The organism is Protofrankia symbiont of Coriaria myrtifolia (assembly GCF_900634755.1).
GTDB lineage: Bacteria > Actinomycetota > Actinomycetes > Frankiales > Frankiaceae > Protofrankia > Protofrankia coriariae.
Genome location: NZ_CAAAFS010000120.1, coordinates 1 through 21,364, shown reverse-complemented (window position 1 = coordinate 21,364; position 21,364 = coordinate 1). Strand labels below are relative to the sequence as shown.

Annotated in this window: 15 protein-coding genes, 1 tRNA gene and 1 pseudogene; 7 read left to right on the top strand and 10 right to left on the bottom strand. The window is 70.0% G+C overall.

Annotation, left to right across the window (positions count from 1 at the left end; genetic code table 11):
* Positions 1 to 512 precede the first annotated feature (512 nt).
* Both CM1CMNOD_RS06570 and CM1CMNOD_RS06565 read left to right on the top strand, forming a co-directional pair.
* On the top strand, positions 513 to 746 hold the full coding sequence (locus tag CM1CMNOD_RS06570) for a ferredoxin (protein WP_013872886.1): 234 nt from the start codon (positions 513 to 515) through the stop codon (positions 744 to 746).
* Positions 747 to 1,259: 513 nt separating this feature from the next.
* On the top strand, positions 1,260 to 2,441 hold the full coding sequence (locus tag CM1CMNOD_RS06565) for an aminotransferase class I/II-fold pyridoxal phosphate-dependent enzyme (RefSeq protein WP_237703018.1): 1,182 nt from the start codon (positions 1,260 to 1,262) through the stop codon (positions 2,439 to 2,441).
* Between the two features lie 252 nt (positions 2,442 to 2,693).
* Here the strand turns inward: CM1CMNOD_RS06565 and aat are convergent, their stop codons facing one another.
* The 4 genes from aat to CM1CMNOD_RS06545 form a co-directional block, all read right to left on the bottom strand.
* Complete coding sequence (aat, locus tag CM1CMNOD_RS06560; RefSeq protein WP_013872884.1) at positions 2,694 to 3,632, bottom strand: leucyl/phenylalanyl-tRNA--protein transferase; 939 nt, start codon at positions 3,630 to 3,632, stop codon at positions 2,694 to 2,696.
* Between the two features lie 5 nt (positions 3,633 to 3,637).
* The gene (locus CM1CMNOD_RS06555; protein WP_013872883.1) at positions 3,638 to 5,998 is read right to left on the bottom strand and encodes a putative bifunctional diguanylate cyclase/phosphodiesterase; all 2,361 of its coding nucleotides are present in this window, start codon (positions 5,996 to 5,998) and stop codon (positions 3,638 to 3,640) included.
* Positions 5,999 to 6,644: 646 nt separating this feature from the next.
* Positions 6,645 to 7,640 (bottom strand): pirin family protein, encoded by a 996-nt coding sequence (locus CM1CMNOD_RS06550; protein ID WP_013872882.1) that lies wholly within the window; start codon positions 7,638 to 7,640, stop codon positions 6,645 to 6,647.
* A 307-nt stretch (positions 7,641 to 7,947) separates the two neighbouring features.
* Positions 7,948 to 9,051, bottom strand: coding sequence for a diiron oxygenase (locus CM1CMNOD_RS06545; protein ID WP_043603167.1), 1,104 nt, complete (start codon positions 9,049 to 9,051; stop codon positions 7,948 to 7,950).
* 770 nt (positions 9,052 to 9,821) lie between these two features.
* On the opposite strand from CM1CMNOD_RS06545, the gene CM1CMNOD_RS06540 reads away from it, so the two are divergent.
* The 4 genes from CM1CMNOD_RS06540 (at position 9,822) to CM1CMNOD_RS06530 (ending at position 12,489) form a co-directional block, all read left to right on the top strand.
* The gene (locus CM1CMNOD_RS06540; RefSeq protein ID WP_202797682.1) at positions 9,822 to 10,988 is read left to right on the top strand and encodes a CoA transferase; all 1,167 of its coding nucleotides are present in this window, start codon (positions 9,822 to 9,824) and stop codon (positions 10,986 to 10,988) included.
* Positions 10,946 to 11,374, top strand: coding sequence for a hypothetical protein (locus tag CM1CMNOD_RS22260; protein ID WP_202797681.1), 429 nt, complete (start codon positions 10,946 to 10,948; stop codon positions 11,372 to 11,374). Before CM1CMNOD_RS06540 ends, CM1CMNOD_RS22260 begins: the two co-directional genes overlap by 43 nt.
* A 60-nt stretch (positions 11,375 to 11,434) precedes the next feature.
* Complete coding sequence (gene orn / locus CM1CMNOD_RS06535; protein WP_013872880.1) at positions 11,435 to 12,247, top strand: oligoribonuclease; 813 nt, start codon at positions 11,435 to 11,437, stop codon at positions 12,245 to 12,247.
* A 169-nt stretch (positions 12,248 to 12,416) separates the two neighbouring features.
* Positions 12,417 to 12,489 (top strand) — tRNA-His (locus tag CM1CMNOD_RS06530).
* 173 nt (positions 12,490 to 12,662) lie between these two features.
* Here the strand turns inward: CM1CMNOD_RS06530 and CM1CMNOD_RS06525 are convergent.
* The 4 genes from CM1CMNOD_RS06525 to CM1CMNOD_RS06510 all read right to left on the bottom strand — a co-directional run bounded on the left by CM1CMNOD_RS06525 (position 12,663) and on the right by CM1CMNOD_RS06510 (position 17,377).
* Positions 12,663 to 13,652 (bottom strand): 2-hydroxyacid dehydrogenase, encoded by a 990-nt coding sequence (locus tag CM1CMNOD_RS06525; protein WP_013872879.1) that lies wholly within the window; start codon positions 13,650 to 13,652, stop codon positions 12,663 to 12,665.
* A gap of 130 nt (positions 13,653 to 13,782) precedes the next feature.
* Positions 13,783 to 14,829: a hemolysin family protein gene (locus tag CM1CMNOD_RS06520; RefSeq protein WP_013872878.1), complete on the bottom strand. Its 1,047-nt coding sequence runs from the start codon at positions 14,827 to 14,829 to the stop codon at positions 13,783 to 13,785.
* Positions 14,826 to 16,286, bottom strand: coding sequence for a hemolysin family protein (locus tag CM1CMNOD_RS06515; RefSeq protein WP_013872877.1), 1,461 nt, complete (start codon positions 16,284 to 16,286; stop codon positions 14,826 to 14,828). The genes CM1CMNOD_RS06520 and CM1CMNOD_RS06515 overlap by 4 nt, the downstream gene beginning before the upstream one ends.
* A gap of 389 nt (positions 16,287 to 16,675) precedes the next feature.
* Positions 16,676 to 17,377: a response regulator gene (locus CM1CMNOD_RS06510; RefSeq protein ID WP_013872876.1), complete on the bottom strand. Its 702-nt coding sequence runs from the start codon at positions 17,375 to 17,377 to the stop codon at positions 16,676 to 16,678.
* Between the two features lie 499 nt (positions 17,378 to 17,876).
* Here CM1CMNOD_RS06510 and CM1CMNOD_RS06505 point away from each other — a divergent pair, with 499 nt between their 5' ends.
* Complete coding sequence (locus CM1CMNOD_RS06505) at positions 17,877 to 19,445, top strand: aldehyde dehydrogenase family protein (RefSeq protein ID WP_043605264.1); 1,569 nt, start codon at positions 17,877 to 17,879, stop codon at positions 19,443 to 19,445.
* Between the two features lie 222 nt (positions 19,446 to 19,667).
* Here CM1CMNOD_RS06505 and CM1CMNOD_RS06500 read toward each other — a convergent pair whose 3' ends face one another.
* On the bottom strand, positions 19,668 to 20,588 hold the full coding sequence (locus tag CM1CMNOD_RS06500; RefSeq protein ID WP_013872874.1) for a polysaccharide deacetylase family protein: 921 nt from the start codon (positions 20,586 to 20,588) through the stop codon (positions 19,668 to 19,670).
* A gap of 178 nt (positions 20,589 to 20,766) precedes the next feature.
* Positions 20,767 to 21,364, bottom strand: a pseudogene (locus tag CM1CMNOD_RS21575) (hypothetical protein); the annotation flags it as partial.

Below are 21,364 nucleotides of genomic sequence, written 5' to 3'. Positions count from 1 at the left end.
CCTGGCGAGTGACCTGTCGATTCGCATACATATCGTGTTTCCAACCGGTAAAAGCAGGATGACCCGGTCGTTCCCGGCGATGGGTGGCGGACGGCCGGTAACGACTCCCGTCCGGCCCGGAAAACCCGTGACAGCGGCACCATCGGGCCCACACCGACGGGCACCGGAACTCCGCGGGCACCTCCGACACCGGCAGCGGCTACCGGATCAGCCCCGCGAGCTGCGGCTTCAGCCAGCAGACAACCGTCCGCATCATAATGGTTACATATTTTCCGTCTCCCGGAAACGGGCCGTTCCAATGTTTCACAGGTCCGCCGCGAGCGGCTCCCGAAGGCCGGGTACTCCGGCCCGGGACTCTCCGGCCACAATACCCGGGCATGCTTTTTCGCCGGCCCCACCCGGCGACCGGCAGCGGCCGGCAGCCGGTGGCTGCCGGCGATAGAATCTGCTGAGCAGCCACCGCGAACGCGCCACAACTAATGCACGGCGCCACAACGAATGTGAGGTGTGACGTGGCGAGCGAGAAGCGCCGACTTCCCATGAACGCCGAGGGACCTTTCTTCGTCGATTCCGAGTGCACCGACTGCGAGAACTGTCGGGGGGTCGCACCGGACTTCTTCAGGCACGACGAGGAGCGCGAGGTCCACTACATCTGCCGGCAGCCGGCGAACGAGGACGAGGAGGAGATGCTGCTGCAGGCTCTCGAGTTCTGCCCGGCCGAGGCGATCGGGCGCGTGGCGGCCTGACGGGCCGGGACAGCACGCTCACAACCCCCTCTCCCGCCGGGTCGCCCCACCGGCTCGGCGGGTCCGGCGGGCCGGGTCCTGCCCGGCCCGCCGGACGGGGCGCCGACGGAACAACCGACGAACGAAGCGCCGATGAGCCGCCGGCCAACAAGCCATGACAAGCCGACGGCGGGAATCCAAACGGATTCACTCGATCTCGTTGAGTGATATTCCGGGCACAATTTCCGTCGTCCGCTACTAAAAGAGATCACCATCTACCGGCAGGTAGTCACTCGGCAAGCGGCTGACATATAGCCGACACAATGGCCGATTACAGCGCTCCGTAACGCTGCGATCATCGAAAATGCGGTTAGCGTGGACACCCTCGCCTGTTGAGGAGGGAAGTTGTCAAAGACCGCGCAGGATTTACCTTCGCTCCACGCTTCTCCTGAGCGCCAGGAAGCCCACCGTTGGCTACCAGCCCGGCCACTCGGTCCGATGTCAGAGATGGCACGGCTACGGAAAACACATCCGATGATGGAGGCGATTGTCGACGAGGTGGACGGTCGCCAGATGCGGGTCGGCGACCACTGGCTGACCGACTTCGCGTCCTGCAACTACCTCGGCTTCGACCTCGAGCCAGAGATCATCGCGGCAGTGCCGGAGTACCTGGCCAGGTGGGGCACGCATCCAAGCTGGTCACGGATGATCGCGACCCCACGGCTGTTCATCGAGATCGAGCAGGAGCTCACCGACCTGCTCGGCGCCGAGGACAGCCTGGCGCTTCCCACGATCACGCACATCCATCTGTCGGTCATCCCAGCCCTCGCCGGGCAGGGAACAATCTTCCTCGACCGCAACGCGCACCGCTCCATCCACGACGGCTGCCTCATGGCCCGGGCCTGGGGCGCGACCGTGCAGCGCTTCGACGACAACAACCCCGCCGAGCTCGAGGAGATGCTGCGGGCCTGCCGCAGCCACCCTCGGCTGGTGTGCGTCGACGGGCTGAACAGCATGACCGGCAACATCCCGCCGGTGGCGGAACTGGCCCGGGTGACCCGCGCGAACGACGCGCTCCTCTACATCGACGACGCACACGGTTTCGGCGTCATCGGCGAGCGCCGACCCGACGAACTGAGCCCCTACGGCAGCCGGGGCAACAGCCTCATCCGCCATGTCGGCGAGAGCTACGACGGGATCATCCTGGTCGCGGGCTTCTCCAAGGCCTACTCGTCCCTGCTGGCCTTCCTCGCCTGCCCGACCGAGGTGAAGAACCACCTCAAGGCGGCCACCTCCCCGCACACCTTCTCCGGGCCGTCCCCCGTGGCCTCGCTCGCGACCGTGCAGGCCGGATTCGCGCTCAACGCCCGGCGGGGCGACACGATCCGAGCGGACCTCCACCGCAAGACGGCCCGGATCCTCGACGGAATGGGGCAGCTCGGGCTGACCTCGCCAAACCGGTCGGGCAGCCCGATCATCGAGATACCGATCGGTGCCCCGGAACGCATCGACGCCATCGGCGACCATCTGTTCGACCGGGGGATCTACACCACCCTGGCGCCGTACCCAATGGTGCCGCGCGAGAAGGTGGGGTTCCGCATCCAGGTCACCGCGGCCAACACCGACGAGGAGATCAGCCACCTGCTCGAGGTGCTCGCCGAGGTCGCCGAGGTCGCCGACATGCTGTCGGACTCCACGCCCACCCGGGACGAGTAGCACCCGTACCCGCCGTAACACCATGACAGCCGCCCACCAGCAGGCTCGGGGGAAACGGCGGGGCGCAGGAAACCACACAGGGGAGCCCGACAGGGATCGGTGGGCAGCCGGTCAGGTCGTGCCGTGCCCGGCGCCCGGATGGCCGGGCACGGCCCCGGGTTCCCAGCCGGCGGACAGCGGCCCAGCGGCCGGGCCCGCTGCCGGCGCTGCCATGCCCCTGACCTGCCCGGATGCCCGCGGCACCTGTCGGGCCTACTCGGCCTGTCGGGCCTGCCCGGCCTGCTGGGCCTTTTGTACCTGCTGGGCCTTTTGCGCGTGCCGAGCCTTTCGCGCCTGTCGGGCCAGCTCGGCCAGGCGGGTGACCGGTAGGCGGCCGCGATCAAGCCGCACCTCGGCGTCCCGTGCCTGCCGCAGCACCGTGAGAAAGCGCACACGCGGGATCTCGACCGCTCCCATGGACTTCGCGTGCGCGGTGACGAACTGCACGTCGACGAGCCGGCCACCGACCGGCGCGAACCGCGCGTCGAAATCGACGAGCGCGACCTTGGACGCGTCGGTGCGCACGTGGAACATGGACTCGGCCATGAAGACGGCGCCGACGAGCACGCCGAACATCCCGCCGATGAGCTCGTCGTCCTGCCACACCTCGACGCTGTGCGCCCAGCCAAGCCGGTGCAGTTCCTGGTAGGCGCCGGCGAGCTCAGTGGTGATCCAGGTACGTCGGGTGCCCTGGCCGCAGTTGTGCACGACGTCGGCGAACGCCTGGTCGAGGGTGGTCGTCCAGTCGCACGCGCGCATCCGCTTGAACAGCGACTCGGGCACACGCACCCCACCGATGGGCAGCACACCGTGTGGATCCGGGCTCCACCAGGCGATGTCGGCCCGTCCTCGGGCGTCCCGCGACAGCTCCTGGGCGTCGCGCGACAGAACGGCTGGTCGGGTGCCGGTCGCTGCCGGGTCACGGGGGCCCGGGGCGTTCGCCGCCGCGGTCGGGCCGCCGGCCGGCTCGTCGAGCGGCCAGGGAAAGACCCCCCGCCGGTAGGCCCCGACCAGGGTCGCCGGGGAGAGATCACCGCCAAAGGCGAACGGCGCGTCACCGGGATCAGCCGGATCGACCTCCGCCACGGCGTCCCACAACGACCGGCCAGGATGCCGGGGCGTGCCGCCCGGATCTGTGCTGCCCGAACTCATGCTGGTCAGATCCACGGGCGGCCGGCGCGGGCAGGTTCGGCCCGGTCGGCCATCAGATCAGCCGCTGTCACCCGCTCTAATCGGGACGGCGGGCAGCCGCCCTCCCCGGAGGAGGAAGAATACGCGCGGCGGTTGCGATGCCACAGCAGCGGGGTCAGCTTGTCGGCGGGCTGGGGGGCGCCCAGGTAGAAGCCCTGGGCGAAGTCGCAGCCGTAGTCGGCCAGCCGCCCCATGGCCGTCTCGGTCTCGACCCCCTCGGCCACGATCCGCAGAGCCAGGGAGTGCGCGAGCCCCACCGTGGACTGCACGATGGCCGCTGAGAGCGGGTCGGAGTCGAGGTGGATGACGAACGACTTGTCCAGCTTGAGCACGTCCACCGGCAGTTCCCGCAGGTAGGCCAGGGACGAGTAGCCGGTGCCGTAGTCGTCGACGGCGATGCGGACGCCCATCTCCCGCAGGCTGCCGAGCACGGCCGCGGTCCGGATCCGGTCGAGCATCAGAGCGGTCTCGGTGATCTCCAGTTCGAGCGCCCTCGGTGGCACCCCCTTCGTCGTGAGGAGCTCCCCGACCTCGGCCGGGAATCCCTTGTCGAGCAGGTTGGGCGCGGAGAGGTTGACCGCGACGCCGATCTGGAGGCCGGCGTCCCACCACTGGCGGCACTGGTCGAGGGCCAGCCCGAGCACCTCGAGGGTCAGCGTGCGCATCAGCCCGGTGTGTTCGGCCATGGGCAGGAACTCGTTGGGCTGGAGCAGCCCCCTGGTGGGATGCTCCCAGCGCACCAGGGCCTCCACCGCGTGGCAGCTGCCCGTGCGCAGGTCGACCTTCATCTGGTAGTGCAGGCGCAGCTGGTCCTGACCGAGCCCGGCCCGCAGGGTCTCGATGACGTCGAGACGGTCGAGGATGTGCAGGTCAGCGCCGGGCCGGTAGTGCTCGATCCGGGTGCGGGCGGCCTTTGCCGCGTACATCGCGATGTCCGCCCGCTGCAACAGGACGTTCCCGGCCACCGCGTGATCGGGGTAGACCGCGACTCCGATGCTGGCGTCGACGTGGAAGCTCACCCCGTCGACATCGAACGGGCCGTCGAGAGCGGCCAGCACCCGCTCGGCGACGGTCCGTGCCGCGGTGGCGTCGGCATCCTGCAGGAGCACGGCGAACTCGTCGCCGCCGAGCCGGGCCAGCAGGTCTGTCGGGCGCAGCGCCGTCTCGATCCGGCGACCGACGAGTTTGAGCAGATCGTCGCCGACCTGGTGGCCGAGAGAGTCGTTGATCTCCTTGAAGCGGTCCAGGTCGAGCACGAGTAGCGTGAAGCGCGCGGCGCCGCCGCCGCGTGTCTCCTCCTCGTTGAGACGCTCGAAGAAGCCACGGCGGTTGGCGAACCCCGTCAGCTCGTCCGTGCGTGCCTGCATCTTGCTGTCCGCGAGCTGACGGACCTCGGTGAACGTGATGCCGGCACGGACGATGGCGGTCAGGACCGTCCCGGCGGCGAGCACGACGGTCAGCGGCGGCAGCCTGATGAAGGCCCCGAGCACCAGCAGCGTGAGCGCGCTGACGGCGAAGAAGACCGGGATGAACAGCACCTCCCAGCCGGCGACCCGTTCGGACATCTCCCGTGGGGTCCGTTGCCACGCGGCGTAGGCCGGCAGGACGAGTGCGAGCCCCCAGAGCGCCTCGACCGGACCGCCCGGAGCATAGGTGCCGCTCGCCATCGCGCCGGTGACGATCGTGTCGGCGACCGCGAAGCCGGCAAGGGAGACCCCCAACAGCCACCAGGCCTTCTCGGGGTGCCAGCCCCGCAGCCCGAACGCGCTGGCCACGAGCACGAGCAACATCAGGTCGGCGAGCGGATAGGCGATGTTCAGGCCGAGGACTGACAGCCCTACCGGGTTGTCCACGCCGATGACAGCGGCGGCAAGCCCGCTTGCCAACGCGGCCACGCCGAGGCCGCCTACCAGCGCGTCCAGCCACACGCTGGGATGAAACCGGATAACCCGCCCACGCAGCAGGAGGATCACGGAGACACAGGTGGCCACATAGAACACGAGCCAACCGATGTCCGCCGGCGACGGCGCACCGACATGCTTCATGATCTCGGTGAAGTAGATGCTGCCAGCGCCGTAGGACAGCAGACCGCTGCCGAGCACGGCCCAGGCGAGCCGCTCACCGCGGACCAGAATGGCACGCAACATACAAAAGCCACCGGCTGCGACGCTGAAGCTGTTGCCCAGCCATCTGTCGACCTGGTTGACGACGGACGACACATCACGTAGGCCGACGAGCGTCGTGACGGCAAAAAACACGGCCGCCATCAGCAGCACGACCCGCCCCGCACCGATCAACCGCAGCCGACGAGCGGTGTGAACTGACATCGTCAAGCGATCATCTCCCCATTATCGCGTCAGCGGGATACATTCTGACACCACGACACCTATTCATCCTGAACCACCCACCCGGTAACCCGGAGCCCGGGGCCGCGGCTCAGGGATGTCAGGGCCGCTGGCGGTACCGGCGAGGATCATTCCCGGGTTGCCGTCACCCCGCTGAGATGCGGCCGAACGGACCTGCCAGACCCACGATCCTGGTGGGCCAGGGGCGGCGTGACCATGCTCCCGCCACGCCCGGAACACCTGGATCACCAAAGGTGGGTCGCTTCCGCGCGGAACGCTCCCACACCGCTAGTTCAACACCGTCTCGCCGCGACGGCACGCCGAACCCTCCCGGCACCCAGCCAAAGACATCAAGAGGACGACGAAAAGTCAGGCAGGTAAACGCACATCGTATAAGCGACTACAACGGGCCGCAATCGACGTGAACCCGTCACGCTCCGTGCCGTCGAAGCGTGGCGGGTTCAAAGCGTGCACACCGGAACACGTATATGTATCGCCCCGGCATCTGCACCTGCATCTGCATCTGCATCTGTTTTTGCACCGTATACCGATCTCCGGCATTACCGAAAGAAGGCTCGATTCTCCGGTTGACTGCCGATAATCGATCAACTACGGATTTCGCATTTGGTCACCCCGATCGACGGGCGACCCGGTGCGGCATGAGGGCGTTCGGGGGAATGACACCGAGACGGCCCTCCTGGTAGTCGGCCACCGCCTGGCGCAGTTCCTCCTTGGTGTTCATCACGAACGGGCCGTACATCTCGACGTGCTCCCGGATCGGGCGCCCACCGAGCAGCAGCACCTCCAACCGGCCATCCGTCCCGGCCTGCTGGTCGTCGGCCGCGAGCGTCAGGTAGTCGCCGGGCCCGAACACCGCGAGTTGCCCGGTGCGGACCGGCCGACCCTCGTCACCGACCCGCCCCGAGCCGGCAAGGATGTAGGCCAGCGCGCTGAAACCCGGCTCCCAGGGGACTGTCACCCGCCCGCCCGGGAACAGAGTCGCGTGCATCATCGTGATCGGGGTGTGGGTGGCGCCCGGCCCACGGTGACCGGCCGCGTCACCGGCAAGACCGCCAGCGATGATCCGCAACAGCGCACCCCCGTCCGGCGACGCGAGCAGCACGACCTGGTCGCCTTCGATGCTCTGGTAGCGCGGCGGGCTGAACTTGTCCCGCGCCGGCAGGTTGACCCACAGCTGGATGCCGTGGAAGAGCCCGCCGCTGACGACAAGCTGCTCGGGCGGGGTCTCGATGTGCAGGATGCCGGCACCCGCGGTCATCCACTGGGTCGCCCCGTCCGTGATGACCCCGCCTCCACCGTTGGAGTCCTGGTGCTGGAACGTCCCATCGATCATGTATGTCACGGTCTCGAAGCCGCGGTGCGGATGCCACGGCGTGCCCTTGGGCTCACCGGGCGCGTAGTCGACCTCACCCGTCTGGTCCATGTGGACGAAGGGGTCAAGATCGGCAAGGCTGACCCCGGCGAACGCACGGCGGACGGGAAAGCCCTCACCCTCACGGCCCGACGGCGCGGTCGTGACCGACCGGACGGGCCGCTCCACCTGGCCAGGCAGAGGTACGGCCAAACGCGGCAGGGTGGTTGTGTCGGCGGTAACGGCAGGCATGCTGTCCCTCCCAGAGTTTCGTTGCTAATGCAACTACTGGAAGAGGATAACTCCGGATCGCCCGGATCGCTTCCCGAGAACCGCAACCTGCCACGCCGCCGACCATCACCGTAAGCGACCGCCTACTGTCATCTATGACAGACAGTGACTTTTCGTAGCCGTCTTTCCAGGATTGGATGACCGTACGACCGATCGACCAGCTATCCGCACGTCCGCGGTAACCAGCTGGTTGCGCAACCGGCCAGGCAGGCCAACCGGCTGGTCACGCACCCGGCCGGTCACGTGACCAGCTGGGCAGGCGCTCGGGTCAGAGCGCCGTGGCGATCGTCTCCGCCACCTGCTCCCGCCGTCTGGCGAACTCGGCCTCCTGCGCTCGCGTCCGGTCGAGGCCGTCTGCGATGTCGGCGTCCCGGCGCATCAGCTCGGCAAGATCGAGACCGGCCAGCTCGAGGACGCCCATCCGCTCGTAGGCGGTGCGGACCCTCTCCCCCCACAGGCCGATGTCCTTCACGCACGGCACTATCCGGCTGAACAGCAGCTTGCGGAAAGCCCGCATGTACTCGGAGGTCTCCACCGCGGCGAGGCAGGCGTCCATGTCGAAGCCGAGGTTCTCCCAGACCTCGGCGCCGCGCAGCCGGTCACGCATCAGCCAGCAGCTCTCGACGACGAACTCCTCGCGTTCGTCGAGCTCCCGACGGGACAACTGCGCATAGTAGTCACGCAGCGCCAGCCGTCCGAAGGCGACGTGCCGGGCCTCGTCCTGCATGATATAGGAAAGGATCTGTTTGGGCAGCGCCGCCGTGGCGGCGTCCCGCAGGACGCCGAAGGCGGCCAGCGCGAGGCCTTCGATGAGCACCTGCATGCCCAGGTACGGCATGTCCCACCGGCTGTCGCTCAGCGTCGTCTCCAGCAGCGAGCGCAGCTCGGGGTTGATCGGATACAGAAGGCCGATCTTCTCCCGCAGGAAGCGGGAGTAGATCTCCGCGTGCCGCGTCTCGTCGATCGTCTGGGTCGCGGCGTAGAACTTCGCGTCCATGTCCGGGACGGACTCGACGATCCGGGCACTACAGATCATCGCGCCCTGCTCGCCGTGCAGGAACTGGCTGAACTGCCAGGCCATCAGGTGCTGGCGCAGTTCGCCGCGCTCCCGCCGGCCGAGCTTGTCCCACAGCGGAAGCCCGTAGATCGGGACCGTCCGGTCGGACAGCCCCAGCGGGTGGTGCGGATCCACCTCCTGCGACCAGTCGATTCTGGTCGCGGCATCCCACTGCTTGTCCTTGCCCTGCTGGTAGAGGGCCAGCAGCCGGGCCCGGCCGTCGGCGTAGTCCCAGGAGAACCGGGCACTGCCGGCCATGGGGACGCTCCAGGTGCGATCGCCGGCCGACGCGTCGTAACGATCATGTGCGCTGATGGGCCAAACCTCCAGTCACCAGGCCCGGACCGGCCGGCCGGCCGGCCGGCAGCGCGATCCCGGTCATCCATACCGCTGGAGGCCGCTCGCGCGGGCCGGGCAGGCAGCCCCGGTGGGACGCCACGACAGACCGGCCACCCACTGCCGGGCCGGTCGTACCCGCCCACATCGTCCATGCCCACATCGTCACGATACCTGGCGGGTCACACCACCTGCTGGACAGCCACCGTGCCGCTGGACAGCCACCGTGCCGCTGGACAGCTGTCGCGTCGATGTCATATCAACAGATGCACAACATATTGACATTGAGTGACGACGTAGCCGGACTCCGCCCCACCCACCCCCTGCGGGGGCTCATCCCCTGGGGGGGTGATGGTGCTCGACACGCCGCCGGTAAAGTTAATGGTTTGTGACAACTGGCCCCGAAAGCCGACTGGACCGCTACCGTCGGGGCCGTGGACCGCATCTGCAGTCGACCGGATTTCCTGCGACAAGAGCGCCTGCGAGCGGCGGGGCGCCTCCGGAGCCGTCAACGTCCCCGTGACAGCCATCGCCACCGCCGGGTGGCGGTCCGGCCGCCGGGGCGTCCGGCCCGGCGCCGCTGAAACCGGACGGACCGCCCCTTCGCGGACCGGTACGGCAGCTCGGAGCGCTCACCAGCTCGGCGGCCCGCCGTACGCGATGTCGCGGAACACGATGTCGTGGAAGCCGTACGCGATGTCGCGGGAAGGGTGCAGATGTCGACGTCCGAGCCTGGAAACGGGCCATCGGTGAGTGACAAGTCACATTTCCGCCATGTTCGGGAGATGATCGCCGAAGCCGCACGAGCGCTCGGCGGCGAGTTCCCCGGCCAGGACGCGGTGACGATCATCGGCCCACCGCGGACCCTGCCGTCACGGCTACCGGTCAGCGCGCTCGCCCAGGCGAGCGTGGCCGTCGTCGGGCTCGCGGCCGGCGAACTCAGCGCCGCGCGCACGGGAGCGGGCCCGCAGCGCAGGGAACCGCTGACGATCGACAGTGGCGCGGTGGCCGCGGCCTTCACCAGCGAACGGCACCTGCGCCTCGACGGGCAGCCGCAGATCGGCATGGATCCGCTGTCGGCCTTCCTGCCGGCGGCGGACGGCTGGGTGCGGCTGCACGGCAACTACCCGCACCATCGCACCCGGCTGCGGGCGGCGCTCGGGATCGCCGACACCGTGACCGACCCGACGGCCGCCGTCAGAGCAGCCGTGGCCACCCTGCCCGCGACCGAGGTCGAGGACGGGGTGGTGGCGCACGGCGGCGTGGCCGCGGCCGTGCGGAACACCGCCGAGTGGCGACGGCACCCACAGGGCCGCGCCCTCGCCGAGCTGCCCCTGGCAGGTGTGCGCCGGCTGGACGACGAGCGCGCGCCCGGTGCGGGACACCCGACCCACGGGCACGGCCCGGTCCACGAACGCGGCCTGCCCGCCGCGGGGATCCGTGTCCTCGATCTGACCAGGGTCATCGCCGGCCCGATCGGCACCAGGATCCTCGCCTTTCTCGGCGCCGACGTTCTGCGGGTCGACAGCCCGCGGCTGCCCGAGATCCCCGCCCAGCACCTCGACACCGGCCCGGGCAAGCGATCGGCCTTTCTCGACCTCGAACGCCCAGCCGACCGGCGGGCGTTCGAGGAGCTGCTGGCATCCGCGGACGTCGTCGTGAGCGGGTACCGCCCCGGAGCGCTGGACCGGTTCGGGCTGTCACCGCGGGCGCTGCACGAGCGGCGCCCCGGGATCCGTCCCGGGATCGTGGTGGCGACGCTGAGCGCATGGGGACCGACCGGACCGTGGGCCGGGCGGCGCGGGTTCGACAGCATCGTCCAGGCCGCCACGGGCATAGCCACGACAGCGGCCGGCCAGGGGTGCGACCAGGGGTGCTGCCCGCCCAGGCGCTCGACCACGCCACCGGCTACGTGATGGCGGCGGCTGTCCTGCGTGCCCTCACGCTGCGCCACCGGGAATCCGGTTCCTGGCACGTCCAGCTGTCACTCGCCCAGACCGCCACCTGGCTGCTCGCCCGGCGCGCGAGAACCGAGGGGAAGGCCGTCGGAACCGTCGCCGGTGCTGCCACGGCTGGCGGCACGGCCGCGGCGGGTGCCTCCGCGGATGCCTCCGCGATCGACGTGACCTCGTGGCTGGACACGGTCGGCAGTCACGCCGGACGGCTGACCTACGTACTTCCGCCCCTGCGGGTGGACGGCGGCCCGCGCACCTGGTCCCATCCGCCGCTCCCGCTCGGTGCCTCACCCCCGGCCTGGCTGTGGTCACACAGCCTGCGATCACGGTGTGGCGGCGTCCCGTGACCGGCGAGGAGCGGGCCCGCGCGTGACGTTCCGGCCCGAAGACCCTATGGTCAACCAGATATGGATCGCCTCGTCTGGATCGACTGTGAGATGACCGGGCTCGACGCCGCCTCCGATCTCCTGTTGGAGGTCGCATGCCTGGTCACCGACAGCGAACTGAATATCCTTGGCGGCGGCGTGGACGTGGTCGTGTCCGCGCCGGAGACCGCACTGGCCGGGATGGATGCCGTAGTCCAGCAGATGCACGCCACCTCGGGGCTGACCGAAGCCGTACGGGCATCGACGCTGACCGTGGCCGACGCCGAACGACAGGTGCTCGACTACGTCCGCGATCAGATCCCGGACGCGGGCAAGGCCCCACTGTGCGGCAACTCGATCGCTACCGATCGCAACTTCCTCGCCCGGTACATGCCGGCGCTCGACAGCTACCTGCACTACCGAATGGTCGACGTGTCGACCGTGAAGGAACTCGCCCGACGCTGGTACCCGCGGGCCTACTATGCGGCACCGGCCAAGCGTGGTGGGCATCGCGCCCTGGCCGACATCCAGGAGAGCATCGACGAGCTGCGCTACTACCGAAAGGCGATCTTCGTACCGCAGCCGGGACCCACCAGCGAGTTCGCTCGGGCAACGGCGCAGGAGATCACCCGGGCGGCGGGCCGGGAGACCGGCACGGACGACGCGGGCGACGACGCGGGCAGCCCACCATCCGCGTCGGCGGGCGCCCCCCGGACGGGCACCACCTCGGCAGAGACCGCCCCCACCAGCCGCACCCCGGCGGATGCCGCGCAGACCCCACCGGCGGCCGTCCGGGCGCGGCCACCGTCCGGGCGCGCTCGCCATCCGCCGAACACGGCCACCATCCGAAAGTAGCAACCGTCCGATCACGCTCTCGACCCACCCGTGGCACCGCAAGGCGTTTCGCCAGAAGGACGATCGGACCGGTACTATGGGCCGGGCCTGAACAGTTGGCCGGCCGGTCACGGGTGTACGACCGCTGACGGCCGACGGTTCGGTTTCAGTGTGCGGTTTTCAGCACGTGGTGGGTGTAGCTCAGCTGGTAGAGCACCGGGTTGTGGTCCCGGGTGTCGCGGGTTCAAGTCCCGTCACTCACCCTCGGTTGGATCCTGTTCGGTGGCCTTCGGCCACCTTTCCAGGCTCCCGCGTCATGCTGGCCCAGGGGGGACCCCCTGGAACCCCCATGTCAGGGGGACTCCGTCCCCCCGACACCCCCTTGGCGGCTGGTCGAATGCCTGGCTGGCACCGAAATATCGATCATTGTGTTCAGTCATGACGCTGGGATGGCGATCTCGGAGGGTGCCGCCGGGGCCGCCGGGCCGGCGACGATCGCCCGGAGCGTGTCGCCCGCGGCAAACCGGGCGATCTGGTCCCGGAGAAACGCGGCGGCGCGGGGCTTGAACGCGCTGGTGTTGCCGCCGAGATGCGGGGTCAGCAGCACACCGGGCGCGGACCACAACGGGTGCGCGTCGGGCAACGGCTCCGGCTCGACGACGTCCAGAGCCGCCAGCAACCGCCCGTCGTGCAGCTCACGGAGCAGGGCGTCGGTGTCGACGACCGCTCCCCGGGCGACGTTGACCAGCAGCGAGCCGTCCGGCATCGCGGCGAGGAACCGGGCGTCGGCAAGGCCGCGGGTGCTCTCGTTGAGCGAGCAGGCCAGGACGGCCACGTCCTGCTCCGGGAGCAGGGCCGGTAGTTCGGTGACCGCGTGGATGTGACCGCGCCCGTCGTCCCGGGCCCGGCTCGCGACGCGGGTCAGCGACACCTCGAACGGTTCGAGCCGGGCGGCGATGGCCGTCCCGAGGCCGCCGGCGCCCACCACGAGCACCCGCCGGTCCGCCAGCGAGCGCAGGGTGCGCGGCTGCCAGCGTCCCCGCGCGGCGCCGCTCGCGCGGACCGCGGCCGGGATCCCCCGCAGCTGCGCCAGGACGAGCCCCACGGCCAGCTCGGACGTGGAAGCGTCGTGCACACCTGCCGCATGACACAAAGTGACCTTCGGGGACACGTTCGCGATGGCATCCTCATAACCCGCGGTAAGCGTCTGCACGACCCGCAGCCGGGGCAGGCTGTTGACCAGGGACCAGTCCGCCCGCCTCATGTACGGGGGGACGAGGAACTCGGTGTCCAGCACACCCGCCCGCCGCGGGTCGGAGTCGGCGTCCCACACCACGGCCCGCACGGCCGGGATCGGGCCGACCAGGTCGATCCAGCGCTTGTCCGGAAGGCTGACGACGACCGTGCCCGCTTCGGTTCCTGCCATGGACGAAGGCTAACCGGCCCGGAGCGTCACGATCACGCTCCTTGCGTCCCGGGCGCCGGGCCACCCGCGAGCCAGGTCACCGGCCACCGGACACCGGGGCGCTCAAGAACCGGGTCGCTCGAGAGGCGGATCACCGGGCGGCCGGCTGGTTGTCGTCCCGGATCTCGCCGACAAGTTCCTCCAGGACGTCCTCCAGCGCGACGACCCCGAGGATCCGCCCCTCCTGGTCGGTGACCCGGGCCAGATGCGCCCCGCTGCGCTGCATCGTGGCGAGCACCGTCGCGAGCCGGTCGTCGGCACCGACCCTGGCCAGCGGGCGGACCCACTTGGCGGGGACCGGCGCCGCCCGCTTGCGCGGGTTGGTTTCCAGGACGTCCTTGAGATGCAGGTATCCGACGAGCTCGCCGGTGGCTGCCCGGACCGGGAAGCGGGAGAACCCGGTCCGGGCAGCCACCGCCTCCACCCCCCGGGGGGTGACCCCGACCTCGACCGTCTCCAGGCTGTCGAGGGGCAGCAGGACGCTGCGCGCGCTGCGTTCGTCGAAGTGCAGCGCCCCGGAGAGCAGCCCGTGCTGGTCGGCGTCGAGCAGCCCCTCCCGGCGGGACTCCTCGACGAAGCCGGCGACCTCGTCGCGGGTGAAGGCGCTGGCCACCTCGTCCTTCGGCGCCACCCGGACGATGCGCAGGCTGAGGTTGGCGACCGCGTTCAGGGCCGCGATCGCCGGGCGCAGGTAGCGCACGACGCCGACGAGCGGCGGGACGAGTAACAGGGCGCCGCGGTCCGGCCCGGCCAGGGCGATGTTCTTGGGCACCATCTCGCCGATGACCACGTGCAGAAACACGACCGCCGTCATGGCGACGGTGAGCGCGACCGGGTGCAGCAGGGCGTGCGGCATCCCGGCCGCCTCGAGCGGGCCTTCGAGCAGGTGCGCGACCGCGGGCTCCCCGAGCGAGCCGAGCCCCAGGGTGCAGACCGTGATACCCAGCTGGGTACCGGCCAGCATCAGGGAGACCTCCTCCATCGCGCGCAGCGTGATCCGCGCGCGGGCCGAACCGGCCTGTGCCAGCGGCTCGATGGCGCTGCGCCGGGCCGAGATCAGCGCGAACTCGGCTCCCACGAAGAAGGCGTTGGCGAGCAGCAGGACGACGGTGAGGAAGAGCGCGAGCGGGATGCTCACCGCAGCGCCCCCATCGCGTCCTCGGCGGCGCAGCCGCGCCGCCCGCCCCTGGGACGGCCGCTGTTTCCGGAACGGTCGCCGTCCGCGGAACCGTCACCGTCCCTGGGGGACGCGCCGTCCACGGGAGAGCCGCCGTCCGTTGGCGGCTCGCCGTCGGCGTGGACGTGCGCGGGAACCAGGCGGACCCGGTCCACCCGGCGGCCGTCCATCAGCTGGACGGTGAGGGTGACGCCGTCGACCTCGACCACGTCACCGGCGACCGGCACCCGGCCGAGACGGTCGGCGACAAGCCCGCCAAGGGTCTGGTACGCCTCGTCCACCGGCAGGTGGACGTCAACGGTCTGCGCCACCTCGTCGAGGCGGAGCAGACCGGAGAGCAGCCACGTCCCGTCCCGGCGCCGGGCCGCGCGCAGCCCGACCCGGTCGTGCTCGTCGACGACGTCGCCGACCAACTCCTCGATCAGGTCCTCGATGGTGACCAGGCCGTCCGTGCCGCCGAACTCGTCGATGACGACCGCCATCTGCAGCCCGCCGCGGCGCAGTGTCTCCAGCAACGGATCGAGTTCGATCGTGGACGGCACGCTCAGATGGGGGATCATCACGTCGCTGACGGCCACGGTGTCCCGGTCGTCCTCGGAGACGGCGACCGCGTGCTTGACATGGACCAGGCCGACCACGTCGTCGAGGCCCTGCCCGACAACCGGGAAACGCGAGTGCCCGGTCCGACGGGTGAGCGCGATCACCTCGCTGACCGGGTCACCGACCCCGACCGTCCACATGCGGACCCGGGGGGTGAGGACGTCCGCGGCCTGCTTGCGCCCGAACGCCAGCGAGCGTTGCAGCAACGTCGCGGTCTCCGGCGCGAGCGTACCCTGCTCCGCGGACCGGCCGACCAGGGAGAACAGTTCCTGCGCGGAGCGGGCCGAGGCAAGCTCCTCCTGCGGCTCGATGCCCAGCCGCCGCAGCAGGCCCTCGGCGGCGCCGTTGAGCAGGCGGATCAGGAAGGAGGCCGCCCGGCTGAACCCACGCTGGAACCCCTGCACCATCCGCGCGGTCGCCAGCGGCCGGGCCACCGCGAGGTTCTTCGGGACGAGCTCGCCGTAGATCATGGTAATGCCCGCGGCGAGCAGCACGGCTACCGCCACGGCGACGCCGGTGGCCATTCCCGCGGGTATCCCGATCGCCTTCAGCGGGCCGTGGAGCAGACGCGCGATCGCCGGTTCGACGAGAAAGCCGATCGCCAGATTGGTGATGGTGATGCCGAGCTGAGCGCCGGAGAGCTCGGTCGAGAGGTTCCTGAGCGCCTTGAGGACGCCTCTGGACCTGCGGTCACCGACTGCCGCGGCACGTTCGACGGTCATGCGGTCGACCGTCACCAGGGAGAACTCGGCGGCGACGAAAACGCCGCAGACCCCGACCAGCGCGACGCTGATCAGGACGAGGAGCCACTCGATCACTGTCGCCTGCCCAGGTCGGCCCGGTCCAGGGCAGGCGTCGGACTATGACTGGGTGTATCGGGACTAGGCATGGCCCTCTCGGAGGTAGGCGTGACAGAACCCGCCGCGGGCGGGAAGGCGGCCCACCGGCGGTGCCCGAGTGCTCCCGCGGGGCGCCTGCACGCACACACCACAAGGATGCCCGCGTCCGGCTGCCTTGGACAGCCATCCGAACGGGTCGGACCAGCCCATGCGCCGCATGTGTCTCCCACGCTTCCCCGGCCCGTGGCACCGGCCCGTGACACCTCGGCCGCACACACGACCGACCCGCGAGGCAGGGGCCGGCGAGCCGCACGGAAAGCACGATCCGGGGAAAGCCTCTGGTCGACCCCGCTCCGGTCGATCTCGCTTTATTCGATCTCGAAGAGGCCCTGCCGGACGGCGTACATGACGGCTTCCATCCGCGAGTGCAGCTGCAGTTTGTCCAGGATGTTGCGGACGTGGTTCTTGACCGTGTTCTCGCTGATGAACAGCTTCCGGGCGATCTCCCGGTTGGCCCGTCCCTCCGCGACCAGTTTGAGGACCTCCAGTTCGCGGGCGGTGAGGTGGGGGGCGGGTACCCGGCTGGGCCGGTCGTCGGAACCGCGGGCGAGCGCGGCGAACTCGACTATGAGTTTGGACGCCATCGACGGGCTGATCAGGCTCAGCCCGTTGTGCACCGCGCGGACCGCGCTGGCCACCTCGTGCGGCGGGATGGACTTCAGGAGGTAACCGACCGCCCCCGCCTTGATCGCCTCGAAAAGATCAGCTTCGTCGTCGCTGACCGTCAACATTACGATCTTCGCGGTCGGCACCTCACGCTTGATCGCGCTCGCGGCGTCGATGCCGTCGCGGTACGGCATCCGGACGTCCATCAGGACGATGTCCGGCGTGGTCCCCGTGGCTATCGTGACAGCCTGCCGGCCGTCGCCGGCGCGACCGACGACGGTGATGTCCTCTTCAAGATCGAGAACGGTCTCCAGACCCTGGAGGAACAGCTCGTGGTCGTCGACCACGAGCACCCGGATGGGCTCGGACTGAGGTGCCACAGGTGGCAGAACACCAATCATCATCACAGATCGGAGCTATCTGGCACGGATGGTCCAACAACGGGCTGCCGGACGGACAAACTGCGATCGACGCATGTGCCCACTCTATGTGATGGGCTACTTACACAGAGCCGTGTCTCCACACCGGCACCGATCGAGTCATGCACGGATACCGCTTCCGACATATCGGAATGATACGCGCCACCAGCTTGCTATGACGCTGACGACACACCGTCACCATACCCACGAAGGGGGTGAATCATCAACCCCGAACTGGGCATATGACGCATCCCCCATCGGGCCTGCGACCGGGACCAACAGGCCTGCGGGAGTGAATTCGACACCGGGACCCTCTCAGTGACGACTACTCTGTGTAATAGTTCGGGCGCTCAGATGGCGATACTCGCCGCCGTTGCCCGAACGCCCGACATGCCACCGTCGTTCACGGCCGGACTCCCGCCGTTCGCCACTTCGAGGCGTGGTGCTGGTGGCACTCATGGCCGATCACGGGCAACCTGTGTTCATGGTCACACCTTCCTGCAACACGCTCCACCATCACATCAAGCCTGGTAAGAGCTGGTCCGAGGCGTACGCCCGATGTCACGAGGCCGCGCCCGAGGCCTTCGACCCGGACCGGCTGCGCAACCTGTGGGGCGGCCAGTGGCGCCGCACCGGGGAACCACTGCGCAGCGTCACCCCCGTTGACGGATCTTCCATCGCCGGCCCGCCGATGATCGAGCCGGACGAGGCGCGCGAGGCGATCCGCGCCACCCTCGACGACCACAAACACTGGCGTGACGTACCGGTCGCCGAGCGCAGGGCGCGGGTCACCGCCGCGGTGGACTCCATGGACGATCACCGTGACCTGCTCGCGCTGCTGCTGGTCTGGGAGATCGGCAAGCCGTGGCGGCTGGCGCGCACCGACGTCGACCGCGCGCTCGACGGCGTCCGCTGGTACGTCGAGGAGATCGACCGGATGATCGACGGGCGCGGCCCGCTGCCCGGCCCGGTCAGCAACATCGCGAGCTGGAACTACCCGATGAGCGTGCTCATGCACGCCATGCTCGTCCAGGTCCTCGCCGGCAACGCCGCGATCGCCAAGACCCCGACCGACGGCGGGGCCGCCTGCCTGACTCTCGCCTGCGCGTTGGCGCACCGCGCCGGGCTCCCCGTGGCGCTGGTGTCCGGGTCCGGCTCCCGGCTGTCGAGCGCACTGGTGCGGGCACCGGAGATCGGCTGCCTGGCGTTCGTCGGCGGGCGTTCCGCGGGCGGTCAGGTCGCCGCGGCGCTCGTCGACACCGGCAAGCGGCACTTCCTGGAGCAGGAGGGCCTCAACACCTGGGGCATCTGGGAGTTCTCCCAGTGGGACCTGCTGGCCGCGCACCTGAAGAAGGGCTTCGAGTACGGCAAGCAGCGCTGCACCGCGTACCCCCGTTACGTCGTCCAGCGCCAGCTCTTCGACCAGTTCCTCGCGGCCTACCTGCCCGTGGTCGCGTCGGTGCGCTTCGGGCATCCGCTGGCCGTCGCGCACGACGACGATCCCCTGCCCGAACTCGACTACGGGCCCGTCATCAGCGCGGTGAAGTCCGCCGATCTCGCCAGGAAGATCGACGAGGCGGTCAGCAAGGGCGGCGTGCCGCTGTACCGGGGGACGATCGCCGACGGCGCTTTCGTGCCCGGGCAGGACACCTCGGCCTATGTGCCGCCGGTGGCCATCCTCGCTCCCCCGCCGTCGTGCGCGCTGCACCATGCCGAGCCGTTCGGCCCGGTGGACACGATCGTGGTGGTCGATTCCGAAGCCGAGCTCCTCGCCGCGATGAACGCCTCCAACGGCGCGCTGGTCGCCTCGCTCGCCTGCGACGACGAGACGCTTGCCCGACGGCTCAGCGGCGAGGTCCAGGCATTCAAGATCGGTATCAACAAGCCGCGGTCCCGGGGCGACCGGGACGAGCCGTTCGGCGGCCGCGGCGCGTCCTGGAAAGGGGCCTTCGTCGGCGGCGACCACCTCGTGCACGCCGTCACCGTGGGCGATGATCCCGGGGAGCGACTGTACGGCAACTTCCCCGGCTACTCGCTGTACCCACCAACCTGACGTCCCCGGGCCACTGACCCGCCGGGCCGGTGGCCCGCGCCGCGCCAGCGCACCGGCCGGACAGCCCCGCGTCCCCCACTCTCTTCCACAGTTTCAACCAGGAAATTCCAGCCAGAAAAGCAACTGCCAGAAAAACGAGTACGTAAACGGCTGCCAGCGCATTTGTTCTCCCGCTTCGTGATTCAACAGAATTCGATCACGTGATTCCGGGACGGGTTCGCGTTACCCGGCCGGCGCTTCGGAGGCGCGAGGGCCGTGTGTGGCCAACGGGCCGGGAGGGCGAAGGCCGTGCTCGGCCAGCGGGCCAGGGCGCAGGCCATGCTCGGCCAGCGGGCCGAGACGCAGGCCCCGGTCGTGGCAGCGGGCGGCAAACTCGGGCAGGGCGCCGAGAGCGCTGTGCCACGCCTGCGGCGCGGACGTGCAGTCGCTGTCGTGCAGCAGGACGGTCCCACCACCGCGCAGGTCCGGGGTGAGGGCGTCGAGAACGGTCAGCGGCGTGGCCGTCGACGTCCAGTCCCGGCCCCAGGCCGTCCACAGCACCGGGGTCAGCTCCAGCCTGCGGGCGGCGAGGAGGAACCCCGCGGACAGGATGCCGTGCGGCGGCCGGACGAACCGCGGCGGCCGCCCGGTCAGCGTCGTGATCAGTTCCCGGGTCCGGTACAGCTGCCGGTAGGTGGAGCGCGGCCCGCGCAGCAACATCGGCCGGTGGTCCCAGCCGTGGACGGCCAGCTCGTGGCCGGCGTCCACCATCCGCTCGGCCAGGTGCGGCGCGCGTTCCAGCATCGTCCCGAGAACGAAGAAGGTCGCCCGCAGGTCCAGTTCGGCCAGCACGTCGAGGAACAGCGGGGTGGACGCCGGGTCCGGACCGTCGTCGAAGGTGAGCGCCACATGGTCCGGCGCGCCGATCCCGGCGAGCGCGGGCATCAGCTGGGTTCGCAGCCGGCGCAGGGTGGCCACCGAGGGGACCGCGTGGGTGAGAAGCGCGGCGGCACCGGCGCCCGCGGCCGCCCGGGCGAAACCCGCCACCCCGGCGTTCCCGGCCCGCCCAACCACGTTCCCGGCCCGCCCGACACGCCCGGCCGGTCGGGTCGGCCACCACGACGCCGCCTCCTCGACCTCCTCGACGCCTGGCAGGTACGTCATGCCGGACACCTTCCCACACCGTTCCCGGGCCTGGCGAAACCCTCGGGGCGTGGGACGGGACAGCGGCCGTGGAGCGAAACACCGGGCAGGGGTTCCACAGCCGCCGGTCTGACCGCCGCCGGGACGCCCCGCGGAACGGGAACAGCGGCCCCGGCGCCGGGTCTGCCGGCACCCGGGCCTACAGGTACGACGAGCATGTGGGCACCCCGGGAATCGGTTCGTTCTGCCCTCCCTGGGCCACCACGGTCGCCGGCAGATACCCCCAGGCGACCGTGTACCCGTGGGTGTTGGGCCGGGAGCTGTCACCCTGGGTGTACAGCCACCAGGTGTTGGTGTTGCCCTGCACCACGGGATTCGCCCGACCCCGCAGCTGGCAGACCACCCAGACGGCCGACGCGGCGTTCATGTAGCCGCTGTCGTCGAGATCCTCCGACTCCTGCGCGGCCCGGACGTTGGCGTAGACGGCCGAACCGGCGTAGGTACGGCAGTTGTACGTGGGGAAGGTCCGTCCAGCGTAGTCCGTGACGTTTCGGTTACGAGGGGTGCAGCTTTCCGCGGGATCCGGTTGTGACGGGACAGCGCTGCTGGGCGCCGGCGAAGGCGCGGGGGGAGGCAGCGGGACCACCGGTACCCCCGTGTTCGGCACCTGGTTGCCCGGCGGCCCCGCGCCGGATGCCGTCGGGCCTGGCCCCGCGGCACCGGGCGCCGCCGGGGCGACCGGCACGGCGCCGGACGCTCCCGCGGCGGGCGTCCCCGCGGGGGAAGCCGACACGGCC

Coding starts and splice junctions, on each gene's coding strand:
- CM1CMNOD_RS06565 (WP_237703018.1), top strand. CDS start 1,260: ATGATGGAGGCGATTGTCGACGAGGTGGACGGTCGCCAGATGCGGGTC.
- aat (WP_013872884.1), bottom strand. CDS start 3,632: ATGAGTTCGGGCAGCACAGATCCGGGCGGCACGCCCCGGCATCCTGGC.
- CM1CMNOD_RS06555 (WP_013872883.1), bottom strand. CDS start 5,998: ATGTCAGTTCACACCGCTCGTCGGCTGCGGTTGATCGGTGCGGGGCGG.
- CM1CMNOD_RS06550 (WP_013872882.1), bottom strand. CDS start 7,640: ATGCCTGCCGTTACCGCCGACACAACCACCCTGCCGCGTTTGGCCGTA.
- orn (WP_013872880.1), top strand. CDS start 11,435: ATGGATCGCCTCGTCTGGATCGACTGTGAGATGACCGGGCTCGACGCC.
- CM1CMNOD_RS06525 (WP_013872879.1), bottom strand. CDS start 13,652: ATGGCAGGAACCGAAGCGGGCACGGTCGTCGTCAGCCTTCCGGACAAG.
- CM1CMNOD_RS06510 (WP_013872876.1), bottom strand. CDS start 17,377: ATGATGATTGGTGTTCTGCCACCTGTGGCACCTCAGTCCGAGCCCATC.
- CM1CMNOD_RS06505 (WP_043605264.1), top strand. CDS start 17,877: ATGGTCACACCTTCCTGCAACACGCTCCACCATCACATCAAGCCTGGT.
- CM1CMNOD_RS06500 (WP_013872874.1), bottom strand. CDS start 20,588: ATGACGTACCTGCCAGGCGTCGAGGAGGTCGAGGAGGCGGCGTCGTGG.